Here is a 14,559-nt window from a genome sequence, read left to right as displayed (position 1 = left end):
TTACTGAAATAGAAGAAGTTAAGGGTAAAAAAGAAATATGGTAAAACACAAGAATGGATTTAAATGTAAATGGATATCATGGATGCTTGCTTTTTTGATTGCCTTTTCCTGTGTTCTTACAGCGTGTACGCCACGGCGGGGAACTGCATCGTCTGATTCATCGTCGAATCCGTTAAAAGGGGCAGATGCGTCTGGTGATACGCGCTTAAACGTTGTGACGACGCTATTTCCGTATTACGATTTTCTCCGGCAGATTGCCGGGGATTCGATCCGGCTGACGATGGTTGTTCCGGCGGGCATGGACAGCCATTCGTTCGAGCCGACGCCGGCGGACATGATCACGATCCAGAATGCAGATCTGTTAGTCTGCAACGGCGGTACGATGGAACAGTGGCTTTCGCAGGTGCTTGATTCCTTCGGGGAAGGCACCGGACCGAAGCGCGTCGTGACGATGATGGACTGCGTGGATGTAGTGCAGGAGGAGATCGTCGAGGGCATGGAAGATGGAGAGGCGCACGATCATGGACATACGCATGTTCATGCGGATGGAACAGTTCATGCGGGTGATCACGATCATGAGTCGGAAGATCATGCTCACAGTGAAGAAGAACATGAGCCAGAGGACCATGTTTACAGTGAAGAAGAACACGACACAGAAGAGCATATTCACAGCGAGGATGAGCATGATATGGAAGATGTGGCGGTTCATGATGAAGATCACGCTCAAGAGTATCTGGATGAGGACGATGGTCACGGCGTCGAGATTGAATATGACGAGCACATCTGGACGTCCCCGGTCAATGCGAAAAAGCTGGCCGGCGTGCTGGCGGAGGTGCTGGCACAGGAAGATCCGGCGCACGCGGCTTCCTATGCGGAAAACTGCGCGTCCTATCAGGATAAATTGACGGAATTGGATGCAGAATTCAGAGAAGTTGTCTCCCATGCCAAGCGCCGTCTCGTCGTTTTCGGTGATAAATTTCCACTCCGGTACTTTTTCGATGAGTATGGGCTGGAATACAGGGCGGCATTTTCAGGATGCAGTACGGATACGGAGCCGAGTGCCAAGACCATCGCCTACCTGATCGATAAGGTGCGGGAGGAACAGATACCAGCCGTCTATTACCTGGAGCTTTCCAGCCCGCGCGTGGCGGAGATCATCGGGGAAGAGACGGGCGCGGAACCACTGTTGTTCCACTCCTGCCATAATGTGACGAGACACCAGTTTGATTCGGGTGTTACCTATCTGGAATTGATGGAGCAGAACGTAAAGAACTTGAAAAAGGGATTGTCATAAAAAGAATAGATGATTATGGGAAAAAGTCTTTAGCCATGGTGAATGTTTATGACAATAGAAGAGTAGAGCAGTAGTGAAAGGAATTATAGATGGGATTACTCTTAAAATGTGAGCATGTAGGTTTTGGTTATGAAAACCAGGATGCGGTGCTGGATGTGAACCTGGAGGTAAATGAGGGCGATTACATCTGCATTGTCGGCGAAAATGGTTCGGGAAAAAGTACCCTGATGAAGGGCATTCTGGGACTTTTAAAACCGACTTCGGGCAGGATTGAATATTCGGAAGAATTAAAAAAAACCGGTATTGGTTACCTGCCGCAGCAGACCGACGCGCAGAAGGACTTTCCAGCGACTGTGTTTGAGGTGGTTATCTCCGGGTGCCTGGGAAAACGCGGCAGCCGCCCGTTTTATTCGATGAAAGAAAAGAAAGAGGCGCGGGCAAATCTGGATCGTCTGGGAATCCGCGATCTGGAAAAAAGCTGTTTCAGAGAGCTTTCCGGCGGTCAGAAACAGCGTGTTCTGATCGCGCGGGCGCTCTGTGCGACGGATAAGCTGCTGATTCTCGATGAGCCGATCACGGGACTCGATCCGTCGGCGATTCTGGATTTTTACCAGCTGATCCGGAAACTGAATCAGGAAGAAAAGGTTGCAATCCTGATGGTTTCCCATGATATGGCAAATATTGTGCATCAGGGAGGAAAAATTTTGCAGATGCGGCAGAAGCCGCTGTTCTGGGGGACGATGAAAGAATATGTGAAGAGTGAGATTGCTCATTCTTTCCTGGGACGGGAAGAGCTGGCAACTCTGGGGCACAGATGCGGAGTGCCGATGCAGAAGGATGGAATCAGGAAGATGCAGAAGCCGGAAATGGGTTCGGAAACTGATTCTGAAACGAAACAGCATTTGAAAGACAGAAATGCGGAGAAGGAGGTGTAGAAGATGGGAATTATATCTGAAATGTTATCATATCCGTTTATGGTGCGGGCGCTGATCGGCGGTCTTTTAGTCTCTCTCTGCGCCTCTCTGCTGGGTGTCAGCCTGGTGCTGAAACGCTACTCAATGATTGGAGACGGTTTATCCCATGTTTCGTTCGGATCCCTTTCGATTGCACTGGCGGCAGGCTGGTCGCCTTTAAAGGTTTCGATTCCGGTGGTCGTGCTGGCGGCATTTTTCCTGCTGCGGATCACGGAACATGGAAAAGTAAAGAGTGACGCTGCGATTGCGATGATCTCGGCCAGTGCGCTTGCAATCGGTATTATCGTAACTTCCCTGACAACCGGTATGACGACCGATGTCAGCAGCTATATGTTTGGAAGCATTCTCGCGATGAGCCGGGAAGATGTCCAGTTTGCGGCGGTGCTTTCCATGGTGGTGCTTGGATTATATCTTTTTTGCTATAACAAAGTATTTGCGGTTACCTTTGATGAGAGCTTTGCCAAGGCGACCGGCGTCAATGTGTCGCTCTATAACGTGCTGATAGCGGTTCTGACCGCGATCACGATCGTGATTGGAATGAGGATGATGGGCGCGATGCTGATCTCCAGTCTGATTATTTTCCCGGCTCTGACCTCCATGCGGGTGTTCAAGAGCTTCCGGGGGGTGGTTATCGCATCGGGGATTCTGTCGCTGATCTGTTTCTTTGGAGGAATGGTGCTGTCCTACACGTACTCAACACCGGCGGGCGCGAGCGTTGTTGTGGTGGATCTGGCAGCGTTTCTGCTCTTTTCGCTGATACAGAGAGGGGTAGCTGCTACTGCCCGCAAATAGGATGTTTTTTTGTAAAACATACACATTCTGTATGCTCATGTTTCTGTTCACAGATAGGCACTTTTGGAACCGAAAGTGCCGTAAGAAAACGTGGTGGCAGCAGGAATTTGCCGCGATGATTTGCCGGGGAGTGGTTGACAAATAAAATGGCTTGCGGTTATAATAATATTCGGTTGCCGGAATGGGCAGATCGCCAGCAAAAGCTTGCAGAGTTGCTGGTCGGCGATAGAAAACGAAAATCGAATAGCTTGTCTAAGCGTTAAAGAGACTATAGGGTTTGTACTGTTTCTGAGATAAACAGTAAAGTCCGTAGTCTCTTTTTATTTGATAAGAAATGCTTTGCAGAAGAAACCTAAGTGTTTTTTTCTGCGAAGAATGTGTCAGAAACGCTCATGAAAAGTGAAAAATAAAAAAGGGAATGGAGATGGAAAAATGGATCAGACCTACATGAAAGAAAAACCAGTTGTCCCGCTGCTGCTTTCGATGGGAATCCCGGTCATCATATCGATGATCGCCGGGGCACTCTACAATATCGTGGACAGCATTTTCGTGGCAATGATCAGTGAGGACGCGATGACGGCGGTTTCGCTTGTCTATCCGATCCAGAACCTCGCGCATGCAGCCGGGGTTGGGTTTGGCGTTGGTATCAATGCGATGGTGGCGAGACGCCTTGGCGAAGGAAAAACATGGATGGCGAACCAGACAGCATCGCAGGGAGTATTTTTAAGTGCCTTACATGGAATGATTTTAACGATTTTAGGAATGGCGGTGATTCCGTATTTCCTGCGGATGTTTACGAGCGATGAGGTAACGATTTCCTACGGACTGACGTATTTTTGCAATGTGTTTCTGTTTTCAACGATCGACACGATGGGAATGGCATATGAAAAGGTCTACCAGTCGGTTGGAAAGATGAAAATATCGATGGCAGCCGTCTTGATTGGATGCGGCGTCAATATCGTGCTGGACCCGATCTTTATCTTTGGCTTAGGCCCCATGCCGGAACTGGGAATCCGCGGTGCGGCGTGGGCGACAGGAATCGGGCAGACGGCGTCGCTGCTGTTTTATTTGATTTTAAACCATGTGAAACCGTTAAATGTGGAGATTTCGCTGCGGGAAATGCGTCCGTCGAAGGAGATCTGCGGCGGTATGTATTCAGTCGGAATCGCGGCAACACTCAATATGGCGCTGACATCCCTGCTTCTGACGGCGCTCAATGCGATTCTGGCACCATTTTCGCAGGTATATATTCTGGTGCTGGGTGTTTACTACAAGCTGCAGGCACTGCTTTATCAGGGAGCCAGCGGCGTGGTGCAGGGAATGCGCCCGCTGATCGGTTACAATTACGGTGCAGGCGAGCAGGAGAGGGTGAAAAAGATCTTCCGCGCGGCCTTCATGATTGTTGGCATTATCATGACAGCGGGAACCCTGCTTGGCGAGCTGGTGCCGGATTTCCTGATGGGGCTGTTTACGCAGACGCCTTCGACGGTGGAGATCGGCAGAACGGCGCTCCGGCTCATCAGCCCGGGCTTTGTCATGTCAACGGTTTCCGTCATTGCTTCTGGCGCGTTTGAGGGACTTGGAATGGGACTTAAATCTCTGAAAATTTCCCTGATGCGCTATGCTGTGATTATCATTCCGATCGCATTTGTGCTCAGCCGGATCATCGGTCCTATCGGTGTCTGGCACGCGTTCTGGCTGGCAGAGCTTATCACGGCAGTGTATGCTGGGGCGAGCTGGAAGCGGACGATTACTGTGTCTTTATAGGGCGTTTTTGGTCTCAAAAAGGCTGCATATATGTGAGGCTAAAAACGTTACTGTTCACACGCGCCCAGTAACGGGATTTTGCCGATGCTTGACTTTACTAGGTATTTGTGTAAAATAATAAGTGGCTGATCGGAACTTCGGCAGATTCGGGCGATGTAAAGCTATGCATTGCCGGGATGCCAGGTACCGGGCGGACAATGATTTACAGTCAGTACACATTTGTACAGAAAAGAAGGTAAGTAAAATGACAAAGATTGATATTATTTCCGGTTTCCTGGGTGCAGGAAAGACTACGTTTATTAAACAGCTTTTAAAAGAAGCAATTTCAGGCGAGAAAGTCGTTCTGATTGAAAATGAATTTGGACAGATCGGCATTGACGGCGGTTTTTTAAAAGACGCTGGCATCGAGATCCGTGAGATGAACTCCGGCTGTATCTGCTGCTCTCTGGTCGGCGATTTTGGACGTTCCCTCGAGGAAGTTCTGACGAAATATCAGCCGGATCGTGTTATTATCGAGCCGTCAGGCGTCGGCAAGCTGTCTGATGTTATGAATGCAGTAAAAAATGTAGCTTCTGAGATTGAGGTTATGTTAAACAGTGCGGTTACCGTGGTAGATGTCAACAAATGCCGTATGTATATGAAGAACTTCGGTGAGTTTTTCAATAACCAGATCGAAAATGCAGGCACGATCGTGTTAAGCCGTACCGATGTAGCGGATCCGAAGAAGGTACAGGGCGCGGTTGAGATGCTTCGCCAGCACAATGCAAAGGCAACCATCGTGACCACTCCATGCAGCGAGCTGACCGGCGCACAGCTTCTTGAGATGATCGAGCAGGAAGACGATATGGCAGAGGAGCTGATGAAAGAGGCAAGAGAGCATATGCATGAGCATCATCACCATCATGATCATGACGATGACTGCGATTGCGGCTGCCATGACCACGATCATGAGCATCACCACCATGACGATGACTGCGACTGTGGCTGCCATGATCATGATCACGAGCATCATCACCATCATGATCATGACGATGACTGCGATTGTGGCTGTCATGATCACGATCATGAGCACCATCATCATGACCATGATGATGACTGTGGCTGTCACGATCATGACCATGAGCATCATCATCACGACCATGATGACGAGTGTGGCTGTGGCTGCCATGACCACCACCACGATCACGAAGGACACCATCATGCAGATGATGTATTTACAAGCTGGGGCTTGGAGAATGTCGGCGTGATGAAGAAAGAAGATCTGCAGAAGATTCTGGATGATCTGGCTTATGGTGATAAATACGGCGAGGTTCTGCGTGCGAAAGGCATGGTTCCGAGTGAAGAAAAGGGCGTATGGCTGCATTTTGATATGGTTCCGGAGCAGGCTGAGATCCGTGAGGGAGCACCGGATTTTACCGGAAAGGTGTGCGTGATCGGTGCCGAGCTGGACGAAGAGGGTCTGAAGGCAGCGTTTAACGCGTAAATACAAGGAGAATGAACTATGAATGAAGATAAGATGCCGTTGTTTCTCATCAATGGTTTTCTGGAAGCTGGAAAAACCCAGTTTATTAAATTTACAATGCAGCAGGATTATTTCCAGACCGAAGGAAAAACACTTCTGATTGTCTGCGAAGAGGGCGAGGAAGAGTATGATGAGGAGCTTTTAAAGCAGACTCATACAGCGGTTGTCTATATAGAGGAAGCGGAAAAGCTGACGCCGGAATACCTACAGGATCTGGAGCTTCTTTACAATCCGGAGCGAGTTCTGATGGAGTGGAACGGTATGTGGAATCTGGATGCCCTGAAACTTCCGAACGATTGGGATCTGTATCAGCAGATTACGATCATCGATGGTTCCACATTTGATTTATACCTGCAGAACATGAAACCATTGATTGGTGCCATGGTCCGCAACACGGAAATGATTATCATGAACCGTTGCGACGAGATCGAGGATCTGGATGTATACCGCCGTACTTTAAAGGGCATGAACCCGCAGGTTCAGATCGTATTTGAGGACGCAGAGGGCGAAATTGAGGAAGTGACTGAAGCGGATCTTCCATTTGATGTCAATGCCGAAGTGATCGAGATTCCGCCGGAGGCATATGGTATCTGGTATATTGATGCGATGGATAAACCGGACCGTTACCGTGGAAAGACTGTTGAATTTACCGGCATGGTACTGAAAACCCCGGATTTCCCGAAGAACAATTTTGTTCCTGGACGTATGGCGATGACTTGCTGCGAGGCAGATATGACGTTCTTAGGTTTCATGTGCAAGGCAAAAAATGCCCGTCTGCTTGAGACGAAAGACTGGGTCAAAGTACGTGCCCGCGTAGAATATGAGTATATGCCGGAGTATGAGGGCGAAGGTCCGATGCTTTATGCAGATTACGTGGAAAAGGCAGAGCCGATTGAGGAGATTGTGCAGTTCTAAGGTTTGCAACGGAAAGCTGTGTTAAAAAGAAACGGCGTTTTGTGTTATAATGTCTGTAGGTAAAAAATGATGTAAGAGTTCCAAGTGGAACAGTGAAAACCCCGGAGTGTGGAAGACTCCGGGGTTTTTAAAAAAGAAAGAGAAATCGAACAAATGCTCGATTTCTCTTTCTTTTATTTAAAATTGGATTACAGCTTTATCTTACTCCGTCATCTTCGGCACCGGAGTAGGTCTTGACCGGTCAAATACCTCGTTGACATCAAACAGGTCACTCAAATGGTCGCCGCCGACTCCACTTTCCGGAAGGTCATAATACATCCGGTAGCCGTCAAGGTTCCGGCGCCCCTGTCGCATATAATCGTCGCCGATCTGGACGAAATACTGGGAGGAATCTACGTTACAGAAGTAACGGAATCCCTTGTTGTACAGGTACTGGAAGCGCTCGCTACTTGTATCATACGGATGCCAGTCCCCAATATCGCTTCCAAACGGGAAGAGGATGATATCACACGGACCGGTCAGCGTTTCGACTTCATTTGCCCATTTATCGGTATCTTCACGGAATTTATCCATTGGGATCGTACCCATGTTGCGGTGGCCCCAGCTGTGGGAGGCAATTTCAAAACCGTCGTCGCGCAGGCACTGGACGACTTTTGCTGCGTTGGCGCGTTCTTCCTCAAAGTTGAAATCCGGGTGTTCCGCTTTGTACTCGTCAGTATTGTAGGCGGAATCGGTGCGGTAACCCAGGATGCCATTGTAACCGGTAAAAGCAATGCACGCTTTTGCGCCGCGGTAGGAGAAATCCGGGTGCTCTTTGATGAAATCATCCAGTAACGGCACCAGATCATAGGAACCGACGGAAACAGAACCGTCGTCCATCTTCATCTCGTTCGTTGGCTTGCCATCCTCGCCGATAATCATACGGGAGGCAAAGCCATCGCCATCCATGTATTCGTAGTAGCAGACATCATCCTGTGACATGACGAACGGTTTCTTACCTTCCGGAAGCATGATATCGCCCTCCTGGAAATGCCTGGAACCGTCCTCTGCGGTCACCTCATATGCTACATCGTGCAGACGTACCAGAACGAAACCGCGCTCATACATCGACTGGAGAATCTTCATAAATTCATCCTTGGTCGTCATGACCTGATTATAACCCTTTTCGCGGCTGTCGCCGTCAAATGCTTTCGAGGTATCCATAATCAGTGTATGGAAGAATACATGCGTTACTTTGCGCGGATCAGCGCGCACCAGTGTTTCTTTGGTGGCGTTGTATTCGTCGATCGCTGCCGTCACGGACTCGTCAGATGCGTATGTACTGCTGGACAGGAGATTGATTGCCCCGTCATAGTCATAACCGTCTGCCAGAAGCTTTGCCTGAGCGATGACACCCTCGAGGCTGTCATCAGCAGGTGCAGATGCATTATCAAGGGAAATTACTCCATTTTCAGAATCCGTTTCGGTTGACGCTGGAACCGAAGATACATGTGCTGCCGGAGAGCGGCGCACCCAGAGGAACGCGGCAATTCCAAGCAGTACAATCAGAATGCCGATTAAAATTAAATACGGAAGTTTGGAGGAACCGCCGTGCCGTCGCCTGGAACGTCCGCCACGTGCAGAAAATCCAACGCTTCCAAGGGAGGAATTTCTTCTCATCATAGTTTTCACCTTTTGTTTATTCATATTTATCTGTCGTTTTTTGCGTCAGATAGTAATAACAGGCCGAGAAAGTTTGCCACCGACTCGACACAGCAAGAAAGAGAGCGGAAAACGTTTTTATAAGCCTGTCTGTGTTCTTATAGTATACCATAAAAAGGAAAGGTGGTCTATGACAGTTTCTTACAATTCTCTTTGGCATAGGGACGGGCGGATATGCCATATCTTGAGAAGAGAGTATGTGCAGACGGAGGAAGATATGAATGAAAAATGTATCATGCAGGGAGAGGCGTGGTATTTGAAATGGAAGCGTGTGGAAAAATGGTGTTGGTTTGTGAAAAAGAAGCTGTTTCGGGAAAAAGAATGTATGTGTTGGGACGAAGGGGGCAGAGACAGGAGAAGAGAGTATTTAAACAAAAATGCTTGGAGAGGGCTGGCAGCGATTGGTGTAGCGGTTGTGCTTACGATGGGAGAATGTGTGTCAGGCATACAGCTTGGAATTGGTAAATTGGGGGGAAGTGGTATGCTCACATCTTACGCGGAGGAACTGTGGATTCCCGTTTCAGTAACCGCAGAGACAGCGCAGGCAGCAGAAAATGCCGCTGAGCTTCCCGTCCAGGCACCGGAGGCGATCCTTATGGAGGCCTCCACCGGAACTATTTTGTACGAAAAAAATGCGGACGAGGCGCGAAATCCAGCCAGCGTGACGAAGATTATGACGCTGCTTCTGATTTTTGATGCGTTACATTCGGGAAAAATTCATTTGCAGGATGAGGTCACGACCAGCGCGCATGCGAAATCCATGGGGGGATCCCAGGTGTTTTTGGAAGAAGGGGAGGTACAGACGGTCGAAACGCTGATCAAGTGCATTGTCATTGCATCGGGAAACGATGCCAGTGTGGCGATGGCAGAGTATATCGGCGGCAGCGAGGAGGCATTTGTTGCGATGATGAACGAGCGGGCGAAAGGGCTTGGAATGGAGACAGCAAGGTTTGAGGATTGCTGCGGTCTGACGGCGTCTACGACGCACGCGATGTCGGCGCGCGACATTGCCCTCATGTCGCGGGAATTGATCACGAAGTATCCGGAAATTTTTCAGTATTCAACGATCTGGATGGAAAATATAACGCACCGGACCAAGCAGGGAGAGAAAGAATTTGGACTTTCCAATACGAATAAGCTGCTGAAAATGGTGACAAATTTTGAGGTGACGGGACTGAAAACAGGTTCTACATCGCTGGCAAAATATTGCCTGTCCGCAACCGGGCGGAAAGATGGTGTTGATCTGATTGCCGTCATCCTGGCAGCACCGGATTATAAGGCGCGGTTTGCGGATGCGGTCACATTATTAAATTATGGGTTTGCAAATTGTCATCTTTACAAAGATGAAAATCCGGGAGCTGTGCCGGAAACGACGGTGGCAGGCGGCATCCAGGAACAGGTTGCAGGACGTCTGCGGGGAACCTTTTCTTATCTTTCGATGGGAGGAGAGAATCTGGATGGAATCGAAAAAGAGTGGATGATGGAAGAATCCCGCAAAGCGCCGGTTCGGGAAGGTGATGTGATCGGACATCTGGTCTACCGGTTGGATGGACGGGAATTGGGAAGTGTGGAGATAGAAGCGGCAGAAACGGTGGAGAAAGCGGGACTATGGGACTATTTTAAGAAGGTAATGGGAGTGTTTGCGGCATAGAAATAAAGAGCTGTCATGTTTGAATAGTGATACATGACAGCTTTTTTGTGTAATAGGAAATTCCTTGGAATTCCCTATTACACAAAAAGGCACTAACGTGCCAATGATGCGCACTCGCGCGAAGATGTAGGTTGTCGCAAGCGACCGCGCGAGACGCCCGGATGTGCCAAGGCACATTCTTTTTTGCTAGTTATTCATTCTGCAATCCAGCCGCTTTTTCAGAATACGTGGTCGTTACCAGTTTTTCATAAGGAATCCGTTCCTTGAGTTCACCTGCTTCTTCCAGAATGTTTTCCAGAAGCTCAAAGCTGTCCCTGTGGAAAATGGTATCATTTTTCCAGGTGTCCTGCGCTTTGTAGCGTTCAACAATGCGGGCGATTGCCGAGCGGTCTGTTTCCGGAAACTGAGGTTGGATTGTCTCGGCGATTTCGTCCGCACTGTGGGAGTTGACGTAAGCTAAGCCCTTCTGGATGGCATTCGTGAACGACTGGATAATTTCCGGATGCCTATTTAGATAGCTCTGCTTTGCACAGTAGGCGGTGTAGGGGACATAACCGGAATCGACGCCGAGCGAGGCGACAACGGTGCCATTTCCTTCGGTTTCAAGGGTGGTGGCGAAGGGCTCGAACTCGACCGTGTAATCCGCATCATTACTCGTAAACGCCGCCGCTGTCAGCCCGAAATTGATACTCTGATCGATTGTCAGGTCATTTTTTGGATCGATGCCATTTTTCTTTAAAATATACTCAAAGACCATTTCTGGCATTCCACCCGCGCGCCCGCCAAGCACCTTTTTGCCTTTCAGATCCTGCCAGGAAAAGTCTGGTTCGGCACTTCGTCCAACGAGAAAGTTTCCGGCACGCTGGGTCAGCTGGGCAAAATTGACAGCATAATCGGCGGAACCTTCCTGGTAGACATAGATACTTGCCTCTGAGCCCATAAATCCGATATCGGCGTCCCCGGAGATGAGTGCGGTCATAACCTTGTCGGCACCGGCACCGTTTACGAGTGTCAGAGCGATGCCCTCATCCTTAAAATAGCCCAGCTCGATGGCGGCGTACTGCGGCGCATAAAAAATCGAGTGGGCTACCTCATTGAGTGTGACCGGTTCAAGCGCCCCGTCCGCCTCCTTCGCCTGTCCACACCCGGTCAGGGTGGTAAGCAGAGTGAGCACAGCCAGGGCAGCTGCAAATTTAGTTCGTTTCATGGTTGCCTCCTGCGGTTCGTTCATACTATTAAGATATGGGAAATACAGGAAGGTGTGAGCGGTCTGCTGGTTTTTCTTTCTGTCTCCAGAGAAGTCCAATACAAAGCCCGACAAGCGACGGCAGAATCCATCCGAGGTTCAAATCAAACAGCGGAAGCGTCTGTCTGGCAAATGCGATGACGGGTTCCAGATGTAGGGCAGACTGCATTTCGTCTGGCAGAGCTGCTAAAAAGTCAAAGATGGAAGCTGCCCAGGAACAAATGGTAACGCAGACATAGACTTTTTTGTTATGCTGGAATGCATTTCCAAGCAGCGCGAGGAGAATCAGCGTGATGGCTGGCGGGTAAATCAGCATCAAAACAGGAACCGAGTAAGTGATGATAGCGGACAGTCCTATATTTGACACAATGAGTGAAAAAAGGGTAAAAACGACCGCCCATGCACGGTAGGAAAGGGCATGGGGAAACAGTTTCACAAAGGTTTCCGCACAGCTCGTTACAAGCCCGATGGAGGTTTTGAGGCAGGCGAAGGTGATCGCGATGGCGAGGATCCAGGTGCCCATCCGTCCAAGGTAGTAGTCTGCAATCTGGGAGAGGGCGATGCCGCCGTTTTCTGAAAGTTCGAATTGTCCCAGTGACTGTACTCCAATCAGGATGGTAAGCAGATAGATAAATGCCATCAGAAGCCCAGCCAGCATACCGGAATGCAGAACCTCTTTTGCAATGGTTGAATCTTCCCGCACGCCCATCTGGCGGATAACCGAAATGACCACGATCCCGAATGCGAGTCCGGCAATCGCATCCATGGTTTCATAGCCCTGGGAGAGCGCGGAAAAGAAAGCTCCATTCTGATAAGAGGCATCGGGAACTGCCGCTGAAACCTCGATGCTCGGATGAAGCAGGGCAGTCACAATCAGAACGCCTAGAAACAGAAGAAACAGCGGATTGATAATTTTTCCGATCCAGAGCGTGATGCTGCCTGGACGAATGGAAAATACAAACACCAGCGCAAAGAAGATCAGCGAAAACAAAAACAGCATAGTCTGTTCGGAAAGCTGTGTTCCTAAAAGAGGTCTGACTCCGGCGGTAAAGGAGGTCGTAGCGCACCGCGGAATAGCGAAAAACGGTCCGATTGTCAGGTAGAGCAGACAGGTAAAGAAATAGCTATATCTGTGTCCGACGCGGCGGGACAGATCCTGAAGTCCCTCCGAATGTGTGCTTCCGATCGCGGCAACACCCAGGATCGGAATGCCGACGGCAGTCAGAATAAATCCAATCGCTGCCGGGAGAAACTGGCGTCCGGCAAGCTGACCGAGATGTACCGGAAAAATCAGATTTCCGGCGCCAAAGAACATGCCGAATAATGTTCCGGCAACTAAAAGCCGCTGCTTATGGGAAAGACAGGTCTGCGTCATAGATATTCACTCCTTTTACATGAGAATTGAAAGTTACTGTTCACGCATACGTGTCCAGTAACGGAATTTGCCGTGGCTTCGCATTTAAATACGGCAAATTCCTGCTGCCACCACGTTTTCTTACGGCACTTTCGGTTCCAAAAGTGCCTACCCGTGAACAGTAACAATTGAAAACTCTTTTCTAATCATCATTATAAAGCCTTCCTTGTGGTTTGTGAAAATCTAGTTTATAATAGAAATATGACAAAATGTAATATTCTAAAAGGAGGTGCGGAATGGATGCCAAAAAACTGGAAATATTGATGACGGCGGTAGATCTTGGAAGTTTTTCGAAAGCATCCGAGGTAGTTGGCTACACGCAGTCGGGGCTGACCCATCTGGTGGACAGCCTGGAGCGGGAGATTGGATTTCCGTTGATCCGCCGCAGTTACAGCGGCATCGCGCTGACGGAGGCGGGAGAAAACCTGTTGCCGGATATCCGCCAGTTTTTGCAGGCAAATGCCACCCTGGAAAATAAGATTCAGGCGGTGCGGGAACAGCAGGAGGAGTCGATCCGTGTGGCGGCATATGCGAGCATCGCGATGTACTGGATGCCGGAGATTTTATACCGGTTCCGCCGCCTCTGCCCGAAGGTGGACGTTGATCTCCGCATGGTCGATCATGCGCTGGAACCATTTGAATTATTACAGAGCGGAAAGACGGATGTCATTTTTGCGAGCAGACAGAAAGAACCGAAATGCGAGTGGATTCCGCTGTATCATGAACTTTTGTATGCGATTCTGCCAAAGCAGTATCCCTTAAATGGGCGCAAAGAATTTCCGCTGCGTGAATTTGAAGGAAAAGATTTCCTGATGCCTTACGGGCGGTTTGACATCGATGTACACGCCGCATTTGCAAAAGAGGGAGTCAGGGCAAAGGAGCAGTCTGTCTATGTGGATGATGAGACGGTGATCCGCATGGTGGGAAAAGGGCTGGGCATTTCAATGATGTCTGAACTGATGATCCGCGGAAATACTGAAGATGTCTACTGCGTTCCGGTTTCCCCGACCTGCATCCGGGAAATAGGAATGGGTATGAAGCCGGGGGCGGAGGAAAGTGAAAGCATTGCGAAGCTGACGAAATGTGTGATGCAGTTTGTGAGTACGTTAAATAAAGGAAGAAACGTCTCTTTGAAATAACCGGAATCAAAGTCCAAACAGTCCCAGCCTTGCCATTTTCCCGGTATAGAGTATATAATTATTAAGAAGAAACGACTGAGACTGCCGGCTTTTCGTTTTTTGGAAGAGCTGGTAGTTAGGTGTTTTCAGATATTGAAATATTCA

General features: G+C 49.2%; 10 protein-coding genes and 1 pseudogene. 8 read left to right on the top strand and 3 right to left on the bottom strand.

Translation table 11 applies throughout. From position 1 onward, the window contains the following. Nucleotides 1-37: 37 nt before the first annotated feature. The 6 genes and pseudogenes from DWZ76_RS04785 to DWZ76_RS04760 all read left to right on the top strand — a co-directional run bounded on the left by DWZ76_RS04785 (nt 38) and on the right by DWZ76_RS04760 (nt 7,264). Nucleotides 38-1,294, top strand: coding sequence for a metal ABC transporter substrate-binding protein (locus tag DWZ76_RS04785; RefSeq protein WP_118472054.1), 1,257 nt, complete (start codon nt 38-40; stop codon nt 1,292-1,294). A gap of 89 nt (nt 1,295-1,383) precedes the next feature. Then, nucleotides 1,384-2,085 (top strand): annotated as a pseudogene (locus DWZ76_RS04780) (ABC transporter ATP-binding protein); the annotation flags it as partial. 147 nt (nt 2,086-2,232) lie between these two features. After that, the gene (locus tag DWZ76_RS04775; protein WP_118472052.1) at nt 2,233-3,060 is read left to right on the top strand and encodes a metal ABC transporter permease; all 828 of its coding nucleotides are present in this window, start codon (nt 2,233-2,235) and stop codon (nt 3,058-3,060) included. A gap of 432 nt (nt 3,061-3,492) precedes the next feature. Further along, nucleotides 3,493-4,827: an MATE family efflux transporter gene (locus tag DWZ76_RS04770; RefSeq protein WP_118472051.1), complete on the top strand. Its 1,335-nt coding sequence runs from the start codon at nt 3,493-3,495 to the stop codon at nt 4,825-4,827. Nucleotides 4,828-5,071: 244 nt separating this feature from the next. After that, the gene (locus DWZ76_RS04765) at nt 5,072-6,310 is read left to right on the top strand and encodes a CobW family GTP-binding protein (RefSeq protein ID WP_118293267.1); all 1,239 of its coding nucleotides are present in this window, start codon (nt 5,072-5,074) and stop codon (nt 6,308-6,310) included. Between the two features lie 18 nt (nt 6,311-6,328). Next, nucleotides 6,329-7,264, top strand: a complete 936-nt coding sequence (locus DWZ76_RS04760; protein WP_022359817.1) for a GTP-binding protein — start codon at nt 6,329-6,331, stop codon at nt 7,262-7,264. A 201-nt stretch (nt 7,265-7,465) separates the two neighbouring features. Here the strand turns inward: DWZ76_RS04760 and DWZ76_RS04755 are convergent, their stop codons facing one another. Further along, nucleotides 7,466-8,926: a polysaccharide deacetylase family protein gene (locus DWZ76_RS04755; protein WP_118472050.1), complete on the bottom strand. Its 1,461-nt coding sequence runs from the start codon at nt 8,924-8,926 to the stop codon at nt 7,466-7,468. A 256-nt stretch (nt 8,927-9,182) separates the two neighbouring features. On the opposite strand from DWZ76_RS04755, the gene DWZ76_RS04750 reads away from it, so the two are divergent. After that, nucleotides 9,183-10,616, top strand: coding sequence for a D-alanyl-D-alanine carboxypeptidase family protein (locus DWZ76_RS04750; RefSeq protein ID WP_243017778.1), 1,434 nt, complete (start codon nt 9,183-9,185; stop codon nt 10,614-10,616). Between the two features lie 190 nt (nt 10,617-10,806). Here the strand turns inward: DWZ76_RS04750 and DWZ76_RS04745 are convergent, their stop codons facing one another. Both DWZ76_RS04745 and brnQ read right to left on the bottom strand, forming a co-directional pair. Next, nucleotides 10,807-11,823 (bottom strand): ABC transporter substrate-binding protein, encoded by a 1,017-nt coding sequence (locus DWZ76_RS04745; RefSeq protein WP_118472049.1) that lies wholly within the window; start codon nt 11,821-11,823, stop codon nt 10,807-10,809. A gap of 28 nt (nt 11,824-11,851) precedes the next feature. Further along, entirely contained in the window at nt 11,852-13,237 is a 1,386-nt protein-coding gene (gene brnQ / locus DWZ76_RS04740) for a branched-chain amino acid transport system II carrier protein (RefSeq protein ID WP_118472048.1), read from the bottom strand. Between the two features lie 275 nt (nt 13,238-13,512). Between brnQ and DWZ76_RS04735 the strand changes: the two genes are divergently transcribed. Further along, nucleotides 13,513-14,415 carry a LysR family transcriptional regulator gene (locus DWZ76_RS04735; RefSeq protein WP_107000149.1) on the top strand — a complete coding sequence of 301 codons (903 nt, stop codon included), beginning with the start codon at nt 13,513-13,515 and terminating at the stop codon, nt 14,413-14,415. The last annotated feature ends 144 nt before the right edge of the window (nt 14,416-14,559 follow it).

The sequence above is a fragment of the Clostridium sp. AF35-15 genome, assembly GCF_003477745.1.
GTDB classification, from domain to species: Bacteria; Bacillota; Clostridia; order Lachnospirales; family Lachnospiraceae; genus Otoolea; species Otoolea fessa.
This window is presented reverse-complemented; position numbering and strand designations above follow the sequence as displayed.